The organism is Fructobacillus sp. ESL1129, assembly GCF_058507945.1.
The window spans coordinates 298,547-317,432 of record NZ_CP196668.1 but is presented as its reverse complement, the minus strand read 5'-3'; the positions used below and the strand labels follow the sequence as shown (position 1 = coordinate 317,432).

20 protein-coding genes, 1 pseudogene and 1 other annotated feature are annotated in these 18,886 nt (G+C 40.0%); all 21 genes and pseudogenes read right to left on the bottom strand.

The features are described 5' to 3' along the window. On the bottom strand, positions 1–804 hold the full coding sequence (locus ACSYSL_RS01595) for a hypothetical protein (protein WP_491708836.1): 804 nt from the start codon (positions 802–804) through the stop codon (positions 1–3). Between the two features lie 87 nt (positions 805–891). After that, positions 892–1,119, bottom strand: coding sequence for a hypothetical protein (locus ACSYSL_RS01590; protein WP_491708835.1), 228 nt, complete (start codon positions 1,117–1,119; stop codon positions 892–894). Positions 1,120–1,200: 81 nt separating this feature from the next. Beyond that, on the bottom strand, positions 1,201–5,943 hold the full coding sequence (locus ACSYSL_RS01585) for a SpaA isopeptide-forming pilin-related protein (RefSeq protein ID WP_491708834.1): 4,743 nt from the start codon (positions 5,941–5,943) through the stop codon (positions 1,201–1,203). Positions 5,944–6,002: 59 nt separating this feature from the next. After that, a complete protein-coding gene (locus ACSYSL_RS01580; protein WP_491708833.1) occupies positions 6,003–6,980 on the bottom strand; it encodes a hypothetical protein in 978 nt (325 codons plus the stop codon). Further along, positions 6,977–7,615 (bottom strand): protein adenylyltransferase Fic, encoded by a 639-nt coding sequence (gene fic / locus ACSYSL_RS01575; protein WP_491708832.1) that lies wholly within the window; start codon positions 7,613–7,615, stop codon positions 6,977–6,979. The genes ACSYSL_RS01580 and fic overlap by 4 nt, the downstream gene beginning before the upstream one ends. Positions 7,616–7,966: 351 nt before the next feature. Next, positions 7,967–8,176: pseudogene (locus ACSYSL_RS01570) on the bottom strand (DnaJ domain-containing protein); the annotation flags it as partial. Positions 8,177–8,180: 4 nt separating this feature from the next. Continuing rightward, positions 8,181–8,387: a hypothetical protein gene (locus ACSYSL_RS01565; RefSeq protein ID WP_491708831.1), complete on the bottom strand. Its 207-nt coding sequence runs from the start codon at positions 8,385–8,387 to the stop codon at positions 8,181–8,183. A 110-nt stretch (positions 8,388–8,497) separates the two neighbouring features. Further along, complete coding sequence (locus ACSYSL_RS01560; protein ID WP_491708830.1) at positions 8,498–8,791, bottom strand: hypothetical protein; 294 nt, start codon at positions 8,789–8,791, stop codon at positions 8,498–8,500. Beyond that, positions 8,775–9,038, bottom strand: a complete 264-nt coding sequence (locus ACSYSL_RS01555; protein WP_491708829.1) for a hypothetical protein — start codon at positions 9,036–9,038, stop codon at positions 8,775–8,777. The genes ACSYSL_RS01560 and ACSYSL_RS01555 overlap by 17 nt, the downstream gene beginning before the upstream one ends. A 2-nt stretch (positions 9,039–9,040) precedes the next feature. Continuing rightward, positions 9,041–9,766, bottom strand: coding sequence for a ParA family protein (locus ACSYSL_RS01550; RefSeq protein ID WP_491708828.1), 726 nt, complete (start codon positions 9,764–9,766; stop codon positions 9,041–9,043). After that, positions 9,766–10,062: a hypothetical protein gene (locus tag ACSYSL_RS01545; RefSeq protein ID WP_491708827.1), complete on the bottom strand. Its 297-nt coding sequence runs from the start codon at positions 10,060–10,062 to the stop codon at positions 9,766–9,768. The genes ACSYSL_RS01550 and ACSYSL_RS01545 overlap by 1 nt, the downstream gene beginning before the upstream one ends. Positions 10,063–10,596: 534 nt before the next feature. Continuing rightward, a complete protein-coding gene (locus tag ACSYSL_RS01540) occupies positions 10,597–11,403 on the bottom strand; it encodes a replication initiator protein A (protein WP_491708826.1) in 807 nt (268 codons plus the stop codon). Between the two features lie 17 nt (positions 11,404–11,420). Continuing rightward, positions 11,421–11,636: a helix-turn-helix transcriptional regulator gene (locus ACSYSL_RS01535; protein ID WP_338345281.1), complete on the bottom strand. Its 216-nt coding sequence runs from the start codon at positions 11,634–11,636 to the stop codon at positions 11,421–11,423. Between the two features lie 202 nt (positions 11,637–11,838). Further along, positions 11,839–12,375 carry a hypothetical protein gene (locus ACSYSL_RS01530; protein ID WP_491708825.1) on the bottom strand — a complete coding sequence of 179 codons (537 nt, stop codon included), beginning with the start codon at positions 12,373–12,375 and terminating at the stop codon, positions 11,839–11,841. Between the two features lie 195 nt (positions 12,376–12,570). Further along, positions 12,571–12,903: a hypothetical protein gene (locus tag ACSYSL_RS01525; protein ID WP_491708824.1), complete on the bottom strand. Its 333-nt coding sequence runs from the start codon at positions 12,901–12,903 to the stop codon at positions 12,571–12,573. 171 nt (positions 12,904–13,074) lie between these two features. Further along, positions 13,075–14,085: a 5-methylcytosine restriction system specificity protein McrC gene (locus ACSYSL_RS01520; protein ID WP_491708823.1), complete on the bottom strand. Its 1,011-nt coding sequence runs from the start codon at positions 14,083–14,085 to the stop codon at positions 13,075–13,077. A gap of 6 nt (positions 14,086–14,091) precedes the next feature. Beyond that, a complete protein-coding gene (locus tag ACSYSL_RS01515) occupies positions 14,092–14,400 on the bottom strand; it encodes a hypothetical protein (RefSeq protein WP_491708822.1) in 309 nt (102 codons plus the stop codon). Further along, positions 14,381–16,210 (bottom strand): McrB family protein, encoded by a 1,830-nt coding sequence (locus tag ACSYSL_RS01510; protein ID WP_491708821.1) that lies wholly within the window; start codon positions 16,208–16,210, stop codon positions 14,381–14,383. The genes ACSYSL_RS01515 and ACSYSL_RS01510 overlap by 20 nt, the downstream gene beginning before the upstream one ends. Positions 16,211–16,537: 327 nt before the next feature. Next, on the bottom strand, positions 16,538–16,882 hold the full coding sequence (locus ACSYSL_RS01505; protein WP_491708820.1) for an Imm59 family immunity protein: 345 nt from the start codon (positions 16,880–16,882) through the stop codon (positions 16,538–16,540). Continuing rightward, a complete protein-coding gene (locus ACSYSL_RS01500; protein WP_491708819.1) occupies positions 16,879–17,463 on the bottom strand; it encodes a hypothetical protein in 585 nt (194 codons plus the stop codon). The genes ACSYSL_RS01505 and ACSYSL_RS01500 overlap by 4 nt, the downstream gene beginning before the upstream one ends. A gap of 84 nt (positions 17,464–17,547) precedes the next feature. Further along, a complete protein-coding gene (locus ACSYSL_RS01495; RefSeq protein ID WP_491708818.1) occupies positions 17,548–18,261 on the bottom strand; it encodes an aspartate/glutamate racemase family protein in 714 nt (237 codons plus the stop codon). A gap of 64 nt (positions 18,262–18,325) precedes the next feature. Beyond that, positions 18,326–18,572: a binding site (T-box leader), on the bottom strand. Between the last annotated feature and the right edge of the window lie 314 nt (positions 18,573–18,886).

Sequence of the window (18,886 nt, the reverse complement as noted above, 5' to 3'; positions counted from 1 at the left end):
TTAAACTCCTAACAGTCGGCGACTAAGATTTTGTGATCCAATGATGACAAAGACGACGGCAATCAATTTCAAGAATGCCCCCATGGCAACCGGAACCCATTCTCCGAAAGTAACGGTTTCCGAAAGGCTGTCATCTGATAGAAACATTGGATAGAGCTTCAAGACGATAATTAAGACCACACTTTGTAAAGAGATGGCCATAATTTGTTTCCAGAAGTTGATGACCACCGACTTGAAGTCCGTCGTCATACCCAGTGACACAATAATCGGCGAGATCGCCTTGAAAATACAAAGGGTAATAAAACGCAGGAAAATCAGGATCTTCGCCAGCAAAGCAATACCCACAAAGGCACAAGTGTGCAAGGCAAAAATCGTATAGAACAAGGGCTTTTGTGCCCAGTTCATTTTCACTTTCGACGCTTGAAACAAGGCATTTTCTTCGGGACCATTGTGTCCGGATAAGCCACCGGTTGTGGCCACATTCTTACCAATCACATTCGTCACCCAAAGCACTGCGTCAATGATTTGAGAAGCCAACATGATGGCGAGAAAGGTTAAGACATACTTGAGTGCCATTTGCATAATGATTTCTGAGTCAATGGGTGTCCCCTGTGTTTCGCGAAAGCGCTCACTCGTTTTAGTGAATTCGACTAAAAAACAGACGCCTAAAATGGCCAAGGCAATTGGAATCATCGAGTGGGCAATGGCTTGCACCCAATCATTGGTATTTGAGTTATATTCAGCCATTGATGACGTTAAGTTATTTAACTCATCTTTACTGATGGTCGATTTAAATAAAAGCATACATTCTCATTCCTTTCTTCATGCTTATGTAGCACGGGCCTCTCACCCCGTGCGGGTTTTAAGGAACCGTCCTGTATCTTGTATGTGTTAGAAACTAATCGAACTGAGTGTGGCAATGATACTTGCCGTGACACCCGTTGAGATAGCGGCCATGACCCCACCGTTAATCATTCCTTTCAAACCAGAATCAATCTTATTGGGATCGTCGTTCTTGTTTCCTTCAGACCATTTTTGGTAACCAAAGAGCACCCCGGCCAATCCAATAACAACCAAGACACTTCCGGTAATACCAATTAAACGTGTAACAAGTTCCATGAGGTTAAAACTCTCTTTCTTTTCAAATTAAAAAGCAACGAATAATTTATTCGTTGCTTTGAGTAATATTGTGAGGCTTGTTTAGGCAGCTTTTTTAGTCATAGCCAAACGTGCTTTCTTACGCTTCAACTTTTTAACTTTGGCAAAGTTACCTGAGACAAAAATTGCGCCCGCTGTAGCCGTTGCCAGTGCCAGCAGCGTAACCTTCTGGTTAGAATCTTTCTTTCCCGTTGATGGAAGAGCAGCGCTACGTGTTGACTTTGTAGCAGTGGCCGGCGTTGAGTAAGTAGACTTACCAGTCTGGCCCACTGATTCGGCTGCTGGCGCTGTTTGTTGCTCAGCTACCGATTGCACCGAGGTCTTGACTGGCGTGGCTTCTGTTGGCTTAGCAGTTTCCACCTGTGTTGTTGGTGTGACCACCGGTTGCGATGGTGCAGGAGTTTCTTGAGCTTGCGTTTGCTTTTGACTTGTTGTGTCCTGGGTCTGTGTTTGCTTTTGTCCCGTTGTATCTTGAGTCTGCGTCTGCTTTGAAGTGCCCGTTTCAGGATTTGTCACAGATTGCTTCGTTTCGGCAGGCTTAGCAGTTGGCTCTAGTTGCTGCTGTTGCTGTTGTTGCTGTTCCTGGTGGGTTTCAACCTTCGTGTCGCCACCATCTTGGTGCTGGTTCTGATCAACCTTGGTATCGCCGCCCTTTTGAGTTTGGTCAGTCTTACCGTCTTGCTTTTGATCTTGATCCTGCTTCTGGTCTTGCTGTTGCTGATTGTTATTGTTGTTATTCACCACTGGGTTAGCGGTTGCATTCGACTGGTTATTATTGGTGATGTTAATAACCGGTTGATTGTTGCCACCACCATTGCAGTTCTTCGTGTCTTCTGACTTATCGAAGAGGAACAACTTTGACAGGTAGACATTACCTGTGCCTTCATCAATCTTAGAAACAGGGACCGTCATCTTCTTTAGCGGAGTAGACTGTCCCTTTTCCGTCACAGTAAAGACATAAGCCGTCTTGTCCGCATTTAGCTCAATATGGACATAGAGCGGATCAATATGCTGGTAGCCTTCAGGCGCATTTTCTTCCCACAATTCGTAATCACCGTAAGAGATATTGTCGAATTTGTAGTATCCATCATAGCCATTTGCGTCCGTATGAGTTGTAACTGTTTGTTTCTCACCCTTTGTGCCGTTAATTGGGATCAGAGAAAGTTGGATACCATCATAACCAGACTGAGACTTACCACTTGGCGACTGTGTGTACTTGAAACCATCGAAGGAGAAGTTAATCACTTGTTCCTTAGACGTTTCCTCGTTGGTTACAACCGGCGTGTACTCGTCCTGGTAGTTGATTGAGAACTTGTATTGTTCCTTATCTTTTTGATAACCCTCAGGCGCCTTGGTTTCTTGCCAGTAATAATCACCCAGTGCTAAGTGCTTAACACCAGCTTGGTTCAAGTCCTCATCAATGCGCAAGGTAACATTGTCACGGCTGACCTTCTTACCCACTGATACTTCAGGGGTCGGCTGTCCGGCTTCGTTCCACTTAACCGGCGTACCATCAGCGTGATAGAGCGTATACTCTGCCCCAGCAAAGGTCGCTTTCCCTTGTGTTTTATCACCGGTCTGCTTGTCTTGCTTAATTACAGACGTTGAACCAGTTACTTCTTGGTTCGTATCGCGAGCCAAGTCAGCAACCAAAGCCACCGTTTGTCCCAGATACTTCAAGGTCACCTTCTGTGGTTTAAAGGTCTTCACAAAGCCCTTGGAAGCCTTACTTTCAGTGACAACGTAATCACCAAGTGGCAAGTTAGCGTCCGTTTCAGCATGACCATTTTCATCAGTCGTGATGTGTGCGACAACCTTACCAAGTTCATTGTTTTCGTGAACGTCAAATTCGTTGCCAGCTAGTGAGTAATTCCCATTCCATAGCTTCTTGTCTGATTCCTTTCCAGACTTGTCAACGACAATCTTCCCCTTCACTTCTTGGTTAGTCCCATCAGTCATCGAGAGCACAACCTGCTTATCCTGTCCGGCATACTTAATTTCAACCGTACGAGGTTCAAAACTTTTTACAAAGCCCTTAGAAGCTTGTACTTCTTCAACTACATAAGTACCCAATGGGAGATCTTCGCGGGTATGCGCATAACCATTGGCGTCGGTAGTAACTTCCGCCACCACCTCACCATTGATGTCGCCCTTATGAATCTTGAAGACGTTTCCCGCTAGTGAGTAGTTGTCATTCCACATTTGCGTACCGGTTTCAGCTCCGGTCTTTTGAATGGTAATGCTACCCGTGACTTCCTTGTTCTGTTCAAAGGCAGTATCAAACACCACGGCCGTTTGCTCACCATTGTAGGTAAGTTGTACCTTTTGTGGCGTTGCCGTCTTGGCAAATCCTTCAGAGGCCTTCGTTTCAACAACTGTATACTTACCCAACTTCAAGTCAGACTTTGAGTAAGCTTTACCAGAGGCGTCTGTTGTCACATGGTCAACGACGTTGTTTTGTTCGTCCAAAATGTCGAACTCATTGCCAGCTAAGGTGTAGTGTTCATTGATCATGTTCTTGCCTGACTTCTCGCCGGACTTATCAATAATCAACTGACCCTTCACTTCCTGGTTAGTACCACCAGTTGAAGCAATAACGATTTCCTTTTGGTCCCCCTCATAGTTAATGTCCACCGTTTGTGGCACAAAGGTCTTGAGGTAGCCATTAGACGCTTTTACTTCTTCGATCACATAACGTCCAAGTGGGTAGTCCTTGGTTGTTTGAGCCAAACCATTGGCGTCCGTTGAGATTTCTTCAACGACTTCACCATTAATATCGCCCTTATGGATTCGGAAGACGTTATCTTTCAGCGAGTAGTTGGCATTCCACATTGAGGTACCGGATTCGGCACCTTGCTTTTGAATGCGAATAGCACCCTTTACTTCCTTGTTCGTTTCAAAGGCGGTATCAAATACTACTGGCATATCTTGACCGTTGTATTTCAACTGCACGTCCTTAGGCGTCGCCGTCTTGGCGAAACCTTCAGACGCCTTGGTTTCAACAACCGTGTACTTACCTAATGGCAAGTCCTTTGAGGCAGCTTTACCATTGGCGTCAGTCGTGACATGGTCCACAACTTTTCCAGTTGTGTCAATCACATCAAATTCGTTACCTGCCAAGGTGTAGTGCTCATTGATCATGTTCTTACCGGTTGTTTCACCAGACTTATCAATCAGAACACGACCCTTCGTTTCCTGATTGGTTCCATCAGTCATCGACAAAACAACTTGCTTGTCCTGGCCTTCATAGTTGATGTCAACGGTCTTTGGTTCAAAGGTCTTTTGGAAGCCCTTTGAGGCTTGAACTTCTTCGACTACATAACGACCAAGCGGCAAGTCTTCACGGGTCTTGGCATAGCCGTTTTCATCAGTAGTAACCGTATCCACCACTTCACCATTGATGTCGCCCTTATGAATCTTAAAGACGTTGCCAGCTAGTGAATAATTGTCATTCCACAATTGCGTACCGGTTTCGGCACCCTTCTTTTGAATGCTGATACCACCGGTAACTTCAGCATTCGTTCCAGAAGCCTTAACTTCCAAATTGTCCACTGAGTCAACGTTGACCGTGACAGGTTGGAAGGTTTTTGCCAAACCATTAGAAGCTTGTTTTTCGGTAACCACATACTTCCCAGCCGCAAGAATTGAGCCAGTTTCTGCATTCCCGTTCGCGTCCGTGGTGACTGTTGAAACAACTTCACCATCAGCCGCGTCTTTATGGACTTCAAAGACGTTGTTCGCCAATGAATAGCTACCATTTGTCAGGTCCTTAGTCGAAACACCACCATTCTTGAGAATTGACTTATCAATCTTCAAGTTGGCTTTTTTTACATTTACTTGTAGATCTGCAGAATTACGACTAGGATCTTTGGCAGCAAAGACTGGCTGTTGTGGGTTAGACAAGTCGTTGCCGACGTAAGTTCCATATACATAATAAGGTTGATCGGATAAATCTCGCGCTGTATTCTTTAAGCGGATTGAACCGTTCTGTGCGTCAGTAGTAGCATTGACGGTTAAGTCGTTTCCGCTAATGGAAGCAGAAAGTCCATTAGATCCATCAATGTTCTTAAACTGTTGCAAAACACCGTTAGTATCCGTCACAGTACTGGACTGACCGGCTAAGATGTTCAATGGTGCCGGAGAGAAGTTAGGACGTTGTCCCATGGCGGCGGCATTGTTCAAAATCTGTTCGGCCTTAGTAATGGCACCAGCACCGACAACGCTGGAATCCCAACCAGTAATGGTCGCGCCAATGGCATTGTGCATATCGGCTGAGTCAATTTTATCGGAACCAGCCATTACACCTGGAATACCATTTTGGCCAGTGATAATGGACCAAACAACCAATTGTCCAGCGAAATAAGTCTCACTGTCATGCGCTGCACCTTGAGCTTGCGCTAAATAGGCAGCGTTGTTGATCAAGTTCTGTTGTTGCTTGGTCAATGATTGCCAATAGTTCGCAGTTAAATCTTGTTGCCCCTGGGCGCTTGAGGCGTATTCGCCACCCTTCAAGTGAGCAAAAGGATTGATACAAAAGACAACTTGATCATTCACTCGAATATTCAAAACCGGGTCATTGTGTCCATCAGAGAATTGAATATGCCCTTGAATTGGGTGCGGGCTGGCAAAGGAGACCTTGCCATCTTGTGGCAACTCATCGGCATGAGTCGGCCCACCATTAATAGCGCCAATCGTTGCCAAGAAAAGACTGGATACCATCGCAGTTACCCAAAATTTTCCTGACTTATACAGCTTATAGTGCTGTCGTGGTTGTGCGTTTTCCATAAGTAATTCCTTTCAAATAAAAAAGACACTCCATAGAGTGTCTTTAAGTAAGCTAATTATTAATATGCACCATAACTATAAGGTTCCATATCACCTTTATCCCACATGTGGGTATTCATATAGTCAGTGGTGGTGGTCTCAGCGTCCTTCATTGTGTTAAAGTCCGTTTTTGTCCAAATAACATCACCCTTTTCATTCTTAACCCAACCAGTATAGGTACGGGCTGTTGTTGAAGTGGTAGGGGCGGTTGTTTGGTTAGTGTTAGTAGCTGCTGGTTGCGCTGTTTCTTGCTTTTTTTCTGGTTCTGGCGCTGTTGTGACAGTAGCCGCAATCGTAGCTGGACTCTTATCAGCTTCCGGTGCACCACCAAAACCAGGGGTTGTCGCTGTCTTAGTACCTGGAACTCGAAGATAGAAAGTACCATCGTTTCCAAAATCATAGTTCGTGCCGTCAATAGTTACTTGACCTTGCACCGCACGACCATCTTGGTCAGTGTAGTAAGTCAGCCCCCATGCTTGACGCCAGCCAGCATTCTGACGAACCCCATTAATAAACCAGTAATAAGTGCCGGTATGGTAGCGGAACCCTGTGTAGAGTTCACCATCTTCATACCAACGATACCCACCATTTTGTGGTGAGTTATCCCAAAGATAACCTTGCAAGGGACGCTTGTAGTAAGTGTTGTCATCACCAAAGTTAAAAAGTTGGCCTGCTATAATACGGTTTCCTTGAACAGCACGGCCATCTTGATCCGTGTAGTAAGTCAAGCCCCATGCTTGGCGCCAACCTTCATTTTGGCGAACACCATCAACAAACCAATAGAAGGTACCCGCGTGATAGCGGAACCCTGTATATGGTTTTCCATCTTCAAGCCAGTTCCAGCCACCATTAGCAGTTGAGACTTCTGGTGAATAAACATAGCCGGTTGCGTGATTATCGGCTGCGTTAGCCGTTGTTCCGGCAAAGACCGCAGCGGCGGCTGCACCGGCAAGCAGAAATGATAATTTCTTGGTAAGAATTGATACGTCAAATGTCATCGTTTAAACCTTTTTCTTTTTTCTGAATACTTAGTAAGTTCTGTTGAAGAATAAACCTGATAACCTTCATAGGCATAAGATTGATCAAGACCTTTCATAAAGACGGCTCGACTCGTTGTTTGATTGGTCAAGGCGTCAGCTATGAGGGATTTTATCTCGAGGTCTTTAACTGGGCTACGCTCCATGGCGAAGAGATAATCATCTTTTGGAATTTTGGACCAATCGACCACCTTGCCTAAAGCAGCTTTTAGCATTTGATCCAGCCAGATACGACTCGAGCGACCATTACCTTCCCTAAAGGGGTGAAGAATGTTCATTTCCACATACTTAGCAATAATCTCTTGATAACTATCTTGAGGCAGTTTATCGACGGCTTCAATGGCCTCCGGCAAGTATAAAACGGGTGCAAAGCGAAAGTTTCCTTTGGCCAAGTTTTCCGTTCGTAACTGGCCGGCAAAGTCATAAATATCTTGGAACAAAGCATAATGAATTTCGGAAAGGCCTTGATAGCTTCCAACCGGAATACTTTCAATTTGGCCAGTATCGTATAACTCAATGGCTCTTTGCTTGGTTAAACGTTCCTCAGCCTCCGCTAACTCGGCAGAGTTATTAATACCTAATTTATTTTTAAGCATTGAAACCCCCTACATGAAGTTTGGAAAGACTGAGTGAACACAGAACCAAAAGACATAAATGATAATTGGCACGGCGATGAAAAGCATGAGAGCTAAGGCGGCTAATCCTAAAATGAACTGAAAGAGCAAATAAATCCCAATGGCAATCCAAACAACCAGCCGGAAAGGCAAGCATATCAGCCACCAAATAGCCCCGACAACATCATACCAATCCCAACTCCAGTCTAAGTAAAAACTAGGAACCGACCATTTTCTTTTTTTAGTCGGCTGGGTTTCTTCCGGGAAGTCCCAATGATCGAGATCATTTGGCATTCCTTCAACTGAGGACCAAAAATCGTCTGAGCTAATCGTTTGGTCATAACTCTTTCGTTTCTGATCATCACTCAAGGTCTCATAGGCTTCTTGAATGAGCAAGTATTTTCGCTCGGCGTCCGGTTCCTGATTAAGATCAGGGTGAAATCGTTTGGATAAGTTTCGGTACGAGAGCTTAATCATTTCCAGACTAGCTTTCTTTGAAACTTCCAAACGCTCATAGTAGTTTAGTGACTCTAAACTGCTCATAGTCTTATCCCTTCAGCTGCTGCTTATCAATCTCTTCCATGACGGAAGCAAGTTTCTCTGCGTTTTTTAACGTTAAGTTGTCGAGATTAATGGAACCGTTGCGTAACCGATAGATTCTAGATGGTTGCATAGCGGAACGTTTCCCTAGCTCGTAACCAGTCAAATCACTCTTTAAGGCTCTTTCAACTTCTTGTCTTAATTTTGAACTCATTGTTTTACCTCAGTTAATATGTTCAATAATGATTATATGATATATTGGCTTCATTGTCAATAGTGTACTTATCAAAAATATTTAACTGACGACTTTATGAGAGAACAATGCTAATCCTTCAAAACTAATTGGCCACTGTCATTTCTTAAAGCAACTAACCTCTTGCCAACCTTGATAGATTGAATCTCTTGCCATTTTTCTGACAATTTAAAGGCCATCCGTACCTCGTGCTCTTTACCGTGAATGATACCAATTTGAATTGGCCCAACCAGGCGATCTGCTCTCAGATCATAAATGATACCATCGTTTAATTTAGCGGTTGGCGTGATGTTTTGAGTATAGGCAATTTGTCGAATATCCTTTAAGCGCAGGGTCTTATTGACCCCCTCATTTTGATTGTTCATGATTCTTCTCCTGTTCATATAGTAGGCTAATGGCTTGATCCAACAGTCGTACTAAGGACAGACCAGATTCACGTTTCAATTGCATTAATTGATCGTAAGATTGGGTGCTAATCCGAACAGACTTTGTACCAGTTGCCGCAGAAAAGGCTGGTGAATCTTTTTTAGTCGAAAAGGGTGCCCGACTTTCAGATTCATTGTCAACCTTGTCTTCCAAGTAGCGTCCAAATTTGTTATTCGTCGTTGTCATGGTTATGCCTCCTCAATCACTTTTTCAAAAATATCTCGAATCTGGTCCTTTAAGTTCACATCGGACGTATCAAAGATTGCTTTATCGTCAGCGATTTTTGTTCTTCTAGGCAGATAGCCGAGATACTCTGGGTATTTCTGCAACTCAACTAAGAGATCTTTTGAAGCATTTTCAGATAAGTTAATCTTATTGGCAATCAGTGCCAACTTTGCTTCTGATTGGAAATCATCGTTTAAGTCATGCACAAACTTCTTTAAGGCCACTAAAGCCAAAAAAGAATCTTTAGAGGCCTCGGCCACACCTAGCACAAGGTCCGAAACAATCAAGGCGTTTTGAGTTAAAATCCCCTCATCATTCTCAGTATCAATCACAATGTAATCATACTTTTTGGTCAACTCTGTTTCGTTAAGCGCTAACCATTTGCCAAAGATATACTCTCGACGGCGTCTTGAGTTTAAACGTTCCTTTAACTGCTCGACGGAACTATGACCAGCAATTAAATCGAGATTCTTTGATAAGTTAATTGGTGAGACGTCACCATTTTCAAATAAATTGACGACTGTATTATTCAAATTAGTGTAAGAACCATAGCGATTGGTTAGGTTGGTGGAGTCATCAAAATCTAATAACAAGACGCGATGTTCTTTTTTTAAGTATTCAGCTAAGTTAAAAGCTAGTGTGGTCTTACCAGCACCACCCTTATTGACATTGACGGTAATTATTTTCATCATAAATCTCCTTTAGGTGCGCGTCGGGTACCATAGTTTCTCGTGGCAATCAAATGCCCCGCATGACGTTTAGCCACAATTTTGTGGCCTTGTGTCAATGTATACAGCTGCGAAAGTGCCTTGATAAAGGGCATTTTGAAGGCAACCGAGGCAGACATGCCATTAATGACGGCGTCTGTTCGGATAAAGTAAAAGCCATCGGCTTTTAACTTCCCCTTTTTCCCGTTCTTCAAGATTCCTTCCACGTTCCCAATACGTCCTAAACGACGAAGATCGTTAATGGTTAATTCGTGCATTTGATACCTCCTTAGGCATACACGGCCATGATTATGGCGTTAGCTATGCTCTTGACTGACTAATAATTATCAGCAAGGCGACTGCGTTTTTTACATACCGTTTTATAGTCTAGTAACGGCAAACTCCCCAAATTTTCTTTGGTGTTGGCTGCTGGACTGAGCGATTAGGCTCAGCATCCATCTCCCCTATTCACTTTATCCATAGCAGCACTAATCAGGACGATGGTTTTTATCAGTTTTCAATGTTCATGGACGGCTTTTAAAGCCTTCCCCGGGGCATGAATCTATCAAATTGTAAGGTTAACCAGGGACAATAATCGGTGTTATATTGTCGTTTGAATCTTCTTTGGTGTTATTGATAACACCATTTTTGCGCTTTATTTGATCACCATTCTTCAGAACAATAATCATTCTTGAATGATTACGATTCGAATTACTGAAGATAACTGTTCCCCCATCAATCGTTGCAAGTTTTGCTTTGTATGTGTCCGAAGACCTATCTTTATGGATAATTGATTTGTTCAATCACAGGGTCTATTCAAATGGCTCCGACTCCGGGAAGTTCTTTTTCATTTCAAGGTCAAGTGTTTCGCAACAACGCTGGATATAAACCATGTTTGCCGAATCATTATTAGCCGCTTTTGTGATTGCTTCACTGACAAGCAGGGCGCCGTATTGATTCTTTAGCTGTTCAAGCGTCCGTTTTTTAACTTGCGACATTTTAGACTCAGCTTCTTCGATGTATTGATCAACCAGTAAATCCATGTCCGTGTGCGCTTGCGTATATACATAGTCATCATCTTCATCATCAATAGAATTAATCTCAGTATGATTTAAGTCAGTATCACTATACTCAGTATCATTAGAGTGTCGTTTTGACACTTCTTGAAGTGTCGTTTTGACATCTCTTGAAGTGTCATTTTGACATTTCTTGAAGTGTCGTTTTGACACTTCCGCTTCTCCCAAGGCTTCTCCACTTTTTATTAGAGGATTTTCATCGTTAGCGACTCCAAGATAGAGTCGATTTGGTTTATTTAGCCCTTGACGAACCTCTTCTAGAAGACCGAATTTAGTCAGGTCGCGTTTAATTGCAATAACTTTTTTATTACCGCAACCCAAGATTTCTTGAAGAGCAGCAATCGTAAAAACAAAATAGATATTTTGTTCTTCGTCAATCCAACCATTTTTGAGTGATAACTCGAATCGGTCGCGCAAAATCGCATAGGCTATTTTTGATTCCAGCTTCATATCTTGATATTTTTCAGAAGTGAAAAAGACTTTTGGAAGGCGATAAAACTGTTCAAATGTTTTAACTTGTTCTAACGATATTCGCTGCATCATAACGGACCTTTGTTGATCTAAAAATCAACTTTTTCTAGTAATTTACTTAAAGTCATATTCATAGCCTTCGCCAATTTCTCAGCATTTCGCATGTTTAAATGCCGGCCATAATTGTTCTGCTCGATAGCAGAGATTAAACTCTGCGTCGTCCCTGCACTCTTAGCAAACTCAGTTTGTGACAGTGCGTGAGACTGACGATATTCCTTAACAAATACCCCAATATGTTGTTTCATAACCTGTAATCCTTAGTTAGAATGTAATTATTTTTCGATAAAAAAGTGCAAAAAAAATAAGCTAACAAAGTAGCTTATTCATCACACCTAAGTCGATGAGAACCGTTGCTGGACAATGGTTTAAAGCTCCCTTGTTAACTTTTATATTACAAGATACGATAACCTTATGTTAATTTGATATCATAGAGTTCCGTTAGATGTACTAATAAGCAGTTATTAATCTGATTTCATGGGTGCTTTTCAAATATTCGAATGAAAAATAAAACCGTTGATTCTTTTCATCGATTACAGTATTGAATTTTAAAACGTTCGAATTCAACTCAATATTAAAAATATGATTTGATATTGAATTTTTGATAGCGTTGATAAAATCTTGCTTGTCAGATATTCCCATGATTTTTAGAACATGATTTTTTTTCGTCTGCATATATCTATAAAATTTATCATCATCAACACGTATCGCACATTCTGGAATTGGTGTGGGATTATCAGAATCTATAAAATTCAATGCGTAATTTTTATTAATACTGTAAACTGTTAAAAAATAATTATATGTTAAAAATCGTGAATATAAGTATTCAGGAATATAAAGACAATTATACTCTGATAAAAATTCCTCCAGCATTGAGACGTAGCCTTTTTCAACAGATGGCATAATTATATTATTTTTCAACTTTAAACATTGAGCAGGAAGTAATAACCCAGACTTCAAAAATTCATTTCTGAATGTCCAATTCATTGCCCCAATATAAAACTCTTCGTTTTTTAAATTATAGTCTATATATTCCTTTTGTTTTTTGAGATGTTTGAAATTAATAATATAAAATAATCAGATTTATATGGTTCAATGCTTACATTTAATTGGCTATTTATGCTTTTGATGATATTTAAATAAGATTTTGAATCTTGAATTAGATCACCACTAAAAACACTATTACAAAACACTATTACAGCTTTTGTCAAAAAGGTTATCCTTCAATAATTCAAAAATTTTCTTGTAAATAACACCACCGTAATAATTATTTTTTATTTTAGAAATATCAAATAAGAAATAGTAATCAAAATGTTTTTTACCATCAGGTGGTATTAATCCATTTTTTAATTCATAATAATCTATTGATGCTTCTTTTAACTCTCTTTTTGTTTCAGTATATTCTCCAAGTAATTCCAAAAACATTTCTCTTTCAGAAAAGTTAGACAATTGTTGAATTACTTCTGAAAGAATATTATATTGATCGCCTAATGTAAATATTTTATAAGTGTACATAATGACCTTCTCGAAATTTTTAGCTACTGTTAGTTATTAGTGAGAAAATCATGCTACGAATTTAAAAATATATTTGAGATATTTAATGTGAAATTTAATTCACTACTTAGAAATCACATAGGTCGTTTCTCCTTATTTTGTCCAAAATAAGGAGAGTTCAAGATTGTTATTTCAACTTACAATCTTATCAACAAACTCCCTCTCCTTCATCTTTATCTTCCACACAAAATCCTCATAAGACGTCGCATCGTCAGGTATCGTTAGCCCACACTTTGTCACTATAATATCTTCGCTTGGATGGATATTATTTTCATACGTCATTCCTTTATTCAACCTCAACTGTAATGAATCCTTACCATTCTGATCAGGATATAAGAAATAACCTTTACGTGCATCAAATCTGAACATATAAGCTAGGACTTGCAAATAGTCACGATTTCCGATGTTGTTAATAGGCTTGTATTTAGCGTCTGCAATGATTCGATTGACAGTATCTTTACTGATGAAATCTGGATAAATTAAGCCAGCCTTGCTATTTTTTGTAGAGAATAACCACTGGGCACCATTTCCGCCTTTATTCATTGGGTGATAGAACTTATCTTTGATAAGCGAGTTGACATATTCTTCCCATAGCCATGCGCCATCGAAGAGAATGCCATGGACCTGTCTCGTACCGGAGCCAATCTGATGTTTTTCATGCTGTAAGATCATAATGCAGAGTCGTTGCAGTGATCGATACTCATGATAAAAAGCATGTGTGATTGGCTTTTTCTTATTTATCTGAATAATCTTGATTTTTTCTTGAGGAGAATAATTTTTAGTTGTTTCAACTATCGAATCAACTTCTTTTTTAACTTTTTTCAGCAAAGTCTTGCCATAGGCCTGATGTTTTATAAATTCAGTGGTATGACGGATAAGTTCCATCAAATAATTATCGTATGAAAACTCACGTTTGCTATAGGCGACTTTTCCAAGAAATGGTGTATTCTCCTTGATATGGCGGGGAATATCAATCTTTCCCTTGATGTTCGAATCATTATAGTTGTTATGGATATATGTCTTAAATACACCCTTTCTCATTGCTGATTTTAGGTAGCACGGGAACAAAAAGACAAGTAAGTTAAATAGGTGATTTTCCTGGTTAGCGCTTGTATTAAGTTCCAGTATGTTTGGAAAATCCATTACTTTTTACAACATATATTGTAAAAAATAATCTTGTCCGTTAGTGCTGAATCTTGAATCAATAATTAGCTGGTCGTCTCCATATCCAAGAAAACCCATTACATTACTTGTTTCATAACGATTATCCTTACTTTTGATAATCATTTGTTCTCTTGTAATGTCTTCTGCATCCTTAATCAAATCCGGGAAAACAAAAACACCCTCTTTTTCAAGTTGGCCCAAGGTTTTATCACTAACCCGGTTAACTAGCCCAGAGATTGGATTGAAATCTTCTTTCAACAATGATGCGTTATCTTTAACCCTCAATGTTTTCATAGACATCACCTGTTATTGAGGGGTAGCCGTATGCTCGTGCAAACCGTGCTAAGATGCCCGCTTCATCGTACATACCACGAACATAGTCTTGTAGTAAAGGAAGTAAATAGTCTTCCCATAATTGATCGAAAGTCAGAGTCTTCAACTTCAAAAAATAGGAGGCACCAACGAAGTAATTTTCATTTAGATCATCGACGGTTGATATTTCGTTATTTAGGGCTTCCATTCGGTTAATAGCTTCTTCTTTTAATTTATCACCCAAGCTATCCAACATTTCTAACCGGTCTTCGGCCTTAATTTGAATGAAACGGAATCGTCGGCGCATGGCAAAATCAAAACTATCAACCGAACGATCAATATCGTTCATGGTTCCGATAATATAGACATTCTTAGGAATTGAAAACTTCTTTTCTGGATCTTCATGTAGGCTGGCATATTGGGTAGAGACCTCGCCGGCTGTACCACGATAACCAGGATCAATCGAAAAGAACAGTTCCCCAAGGACTTTTGAGATTTCAGCACGATTAATTTCGTCGATGATGAAGATAAAGGGTTTCTCCCCTTCTTGCTCTACTTTTGTTTTTGGCGAAGAAATTTTCTGTGATTTTATTTCTTTAAAAATTGCTAAATCATAAGAGTACGCTTGGGTTCCATGTGTCTTTCCAAAGAAGTCAGTAAGTTCTTTACTTTTAATAAAATCTTTCCCAGATTCTAGCATCGATAACAGTTCGCCTTTGTTAAGCTTCAACTCGTTAATGGTTGTATTATCAGGAATCGATAGATAAATATAATTTTCGTCAAAAGCAGTTATATAGAATCTGTTACCACTGGCAATCTTTAATTGCTCAACGCCAAAATCTATTCTTGAAAGATACTCATCTAGAATATCTTTAGCTGAGGTTTCTTTTTCCAGCGTATCGATATTTTTAGTGGCATTATCAATGTTTTTCTGCGCTTTTTTGACAAACTTAGTGAAAATACCATCTTCCAATTGGAAATTCATGGTGCCGTTATCATTTGTTCTTGGGCGTAATCCTTCAACAAAGTCAGAATAATCATAACTTGGATGAAATTGAACAAATTCGACTTGTTTCTTCTGCTCGTCGGTAAGTGAATTGTAGTCGTTAACGTGCCCTTCACTAATGATGTCCGCTGCGATTTCTTTTGCCAAATAGGATTTCCCTGTTCCAGGAGCGCCACGGAAAATAATGTTTTTAGATTCAATAAGATTGTTAGAATACTGACTTAAATAGTTATTTGATTTTTTCATTTTTTGTTGCACGTTATCCTGTTTAACTTCTTTGCTATTTTTCTGTCGATAGGTAAGTACAAACTGGTCTCCAGATTCACCGAAACGTTTTAGACATTCTTGTACGAAAATAATGGTTGAAAAAGCATTCCAACAATAAAGAACAAACTGTTGATTTTCGCCATAATAATATTTAACGAATTCAAACGTGTTTTTATACTGTTTAAACGCTTTTTCACTCGGGAAAATACCGCGGATAACCTCCGAATTTAATGTATATCGATAAATAGGAAAGTTTTTCTTTTCCTCTTCTGATAACTGTGTCAGTTGTTGTTCAAATACCTGACAAGCCAAACGAGGTAAGGCCTGATTGGAAGCACTGCGCTCCCACTTAACACGATTTCGAGTAATTTTTTCGCCATTCCCTCTTTTATAAATAGCATCTAAAGACTTGTAGTGGTCACCCAGGCTTAAATTATCCATTGTAAATGTTTCATCAGTTGATGTAACGTCATTAGCTGTAATTATCAGTTTGAACTTCTCTTGATTTTGAACACTCATATAAAATAGTTTCCTTAATTGATGCTTACTAACTGAATCTAACTATGTAAAAAGGGACTGTTAGATATCATTCATCTCTATTTGTAGTGCATCTTTTGATAAACTTGCTTCTCAAAATAGAACAATAGTTATTTACATTTTATCATTAGTTTACGGAATAGACCTGACATGTGAAACTAAATGCAATAAAATCTAATATTGTTTGCATGAATATAATTCGTTTTCTTAATCATTTGATATTTTCCACTATAAAACCCTGGAATTTAAGTCCAAGTAAATTCCAGGGTTTATTTTTAAAAATATTTTATTACAAATGCTTACGCTTAATTAGCCTTCCATCTCATCCCACAACGGTGAATGATAATCAATAGTCGGTATTGTATTAGGCTTAACGGCAAGCCGATTATATTCAACAACCGCATCCAAACGGTTAAGGAAGTCATCAGCAGCATCTTTGAAAGAATCATAAGTTTTTTGTGATCCTTCAAAATCAACAAACCAAGCTCGTTCATTTGTACAATTGACAAAATATTGATTATTGTCGAGAAGATCAATCCGAACCTCATAAATATTTCTACCAGGTGAAAAAATACTGTAATGAAGATTATCGTGATTGTATCCTCGTTCATTAACAATTTTTTCTAGCCACTCTCGTTCTTCATTAATATTCATTCGATTTCCTTTATTAAGCCAAGTTTCTTTAAAATTTCCGCAACCTCTGCTTCTTTTTCTGGATTAATACCAGCGTTTGTCATGATTTGATGAGTGGTACCATCTACTTCTTCTAAAAATCCCATTGCTTCTAACCAACTGACGCTAATTGGTGTAACTATTTGTCGAGCATCAGGATTACTACCATCATAGCCGAATGCGGGACCAATACGTCCTTCAACTATTTTCTCATTTAAAAGTCCTTCAACTGTTGTATGCCAACGCTTTGCAGTAATTGAAAATTCATATTTTTCTTTATCAGACAGACGTTCATATGCTTTTTTCATTGTTTCATTATTAATAAGGTCTTTAACAAGGTATTGGTGATATTCCTGTGTTTCCTTAGGATATGGTAATCCACGTTGTTCGTATGGTACGTTGTTCTCTGTATCTGAGAAAAAACAGCCATTATCAACCTCATTCTTGAAGCAATAACGATCGAGTATCGTATTTCGATGATAATAGCGATTAATCATATCCATTAAGTAATCTGCTGCTTCTGCTGTTTCTTTTTCTTTTTTTCGTTTACGTCTAAAAAACATACTCACTTCTCCCCTTCACTTCTTGAACAAATTATAACATGGTGAATTACTAAAGAAGCCAGACGAATATACCTAATAACAATCTCAATACTTCCTCTGCTTCACCGCCTGATGAACAAAGTTGATTAACGTTAGAAAGTCAAAGACTGGCAAATCAGTCTTTTCCTGCACGGCTTTGGCATAAGGGGGCAGATCGGAGCATTCGAGTAGGATGGCGCCGATACTTGGGTCGCTGTCAACTGTTTCCTTGGCCAAGTCAGATAAGGCCCGTTCGAGGGCTTCGTTGTCGAGTGGCTTCTTGCCGTAGCGGATTGGAGCGAACTCTTCCAATTGGTTAACGTCGACTAGCACGTAGCGATCGGTATTAGTGTTTCCGGCTGCAGCAAGTGCGTGTTGGATGTTTTCACCGTTGGCAGCGAAAACAGCGATTTTTTGATTGGGTGCTAGTGAGTTTTCAATCAGAGGTACTTGTAACAGACTTGATGTGAAGACTGGAATGTTCACGGCTTCTTTGAGCAAGTTCTGAAAGTTGGCAAAGAAACCACAAGCGCCGATGATGGCTCGAACGCCGCTGGCTTCGAGTTTTTGAGCGGCAGCGACAATGGTTTCGTTTAGTGATTCGTCGCCCTGAAAAAGTAGTTCCAGGTCGATGTCGACAACCTCGTAAAGAACGGGAAAGTCGAAAGTCTCGGCGTTAGCAACGTTGCCGAGCGTCTTCTCGTAATCGAGATTTGGTGCAAGGATGCCGATGGTGTATCCGGCAAATGGATGGCGGTTGTGGTTTTGCTTGATAGTCATATGAGACCCCTTTCGATTGCTTTGTTTCGTTTTTGGGTAATAAAAAAGTCCCGTAGTCAAAAGACTACGGGACGAATAAAATCGTGTTACCACCCTGAATTCTAACCAGTATCACTACTGGCTACTCGATAGGTACGTCAATGAAGAGATACCCTGACGCGATAACGGGCGCACCCGGTGCTGGCTAACGGTTTGCTCACCAGCGCGAAGAACTCAAGGACCATGTTCAAAAACTTAGGATCGTCAACTTGCACCAGACGTTGACTCGCTGTGGAACCGCCGTTTTTTACTCTTCCTGTCGATGTTCGGTTACCAAAAGAATAGCAGTCCTCTGTTTGAATGTCAATAAAAGTCAACGAGAAACGACGCCCCAACTTTCTTTAGTTCATTTGTACTAGCCATAGTTAATCGGTCCCCCCGCAAGTCATTGTATATGAGTACCAAAATTAAGATAAGAACTGGTATATACTCTAGTGATTTTAAATATATGCTTTTATAAAACAAAAAAACGAACATTATCAATTGAATCCATCTTAAATTAAGAATATTCAACTAAAAAATGCTTACTTAAGAGGGATTATTTGTCTTTATCTGTTTAAAACCGTATATTAATACATGGGGTAAC

Bases quoted from the DNA above. Each gene is read 5' to 3' on its own strand.
- ACSYSL_RS01595 (WP_491708836.1), bottom strand. From the start codon at position 804: ATGCTTTTATTTAAATCGACCATCAGTAAAGATGAGTTAAATAACTTA.
- ACSYSL_RS01590 (WP_491708835.1), bottom strand. From the start codon at position 1,119: ATGGAACTTGTTACACGTTTAATTGGTATTACCGGAAGTGTCTTGGTT.
- ACSYSL_RS01585 (WP_491708834.1), bottom strand. From the start codon at position 5,943: ATGGAAAACGCACAACCACGACAGCACTATAAGCTGTATAAGTCAGGA.
- ACSYSL_RS01580 (WP_491708833.1), bottom strand. From the start codon at position 6,980: ATGACATTTGACGTATCAATTCTTACCAAGAAATTATCATTTCTGCTT.
- fic (WP_491708832.1), bottom strand. From the start codon at position 7,615: ATGCTTAAAAATAAATTAGGTATTAATAACTCTGCCGAGTTAGCGGAG.
- ACSYSL_RS01565 (WP_491708831.1), bottom strand. From the start codon at position 8,387: ATGAGTTCAAAATTAAGACAAGAAGTTGAAAGAGCCTTAAAGAGTGAT.
- ACSYSL_RS01560 (WP_491708830.1), bottom strand. From the start codon at position 8,791: ATGAACAATCAAAATGAGGGGGTCAATAAGACCCTGCGCTTAAAGGAT.
- ACSYSL_RS01555 (WP_491708829.1), bottom strand. From the start codon at position 9,038: ATGACAACGACGAATAACAAATTTGGACGCTACTTGGAAGACAAGGTT.
- ACSYSL_RS01550 (WP_491708828.1), bottom strand. From the start codon at position 9,766: ATGAAAATAATTACCGTCAATGTCAATAAGGGTGGTGCTGGTAAGACC.
- ACSYSL_RS01545 (WP_491708827.1), bottom strand. From the start codon at position 10,062: ATGCACGAATTAACCATTAACGATCTTCGTCGTTTAGGACGTATTGGG.
- ACSYSL_RS01540 (WP_491708826.1), bottom strand. From the start codon at position 11,403: ATGATGCAGCGAATATCGTTAGAACAAGTTAAAACATTTGAACAGTTT.
- ACSYSL_RS01535 (WP_338345281.1), bottom strand. From the start codon at position 11,636: ATGAAACAACATATTGGGGTATTTGTTAAGGAATATCGTCAGTCTCAC.
- ACSYSL_RS01530 (WP_491708825.1), bottom strand. From the start codon at position 12,375: ATGAATTGGACATTCAGAAATGAATTTTTGAAGTCTGGGTTATTACTT.
- ACSYSL_RS01525 (WP_491708824.1), bottom strand. From the start codon at position 12,903: ATGTACACTTATAAAATATTTACATTAGGCGATCAATATAATATTCTT.
- ACSYSL_RS01520 (WP_491708823.1), bottom strand. From the start codon at position 14,085: ATGGATTTTCCAAACATACTGGAACTTAATACAAGCGCTAACCAGGAA.
- ACSYSL_RS01515 (WP_491708822.1), bottom strand. From the start codon at position 14,400: ATGAAAACATTGAGGGTTAAAGATAACGCATCATTGTTGAAAGAAGAT.
- ACSYSL_RS01510 (WP_491708821.1), bottom strand. From the start codon at position 16,210: ATGAGTGTTCAAAATCAAGAGAAGTTCAAACTGATAATTACAGCTAAT.
- ACSYSL_RS01505 (WP_491708820.1), bottom strand. From the start codon at position 16,882: ATGAATATTAATGAAGAACGAGAGTGGCTAGAAAAAATTGTTAATGAA.
- ACSYSL_RS01500 (WP_491708819.1), bottom strand. From the start codon at position 17,463: ATGTTTTTTAGACGTAAACGAAAAAAAGAAAAAGAAACAGCAGAAGCA.
- ACSYSL_RS01495 (WP_491708818.1), bottom strand. From the start codon at position 18,261: ATGACTATCAAGCAAAACCACAACCGCCATCCATTTGCCGGATACACC.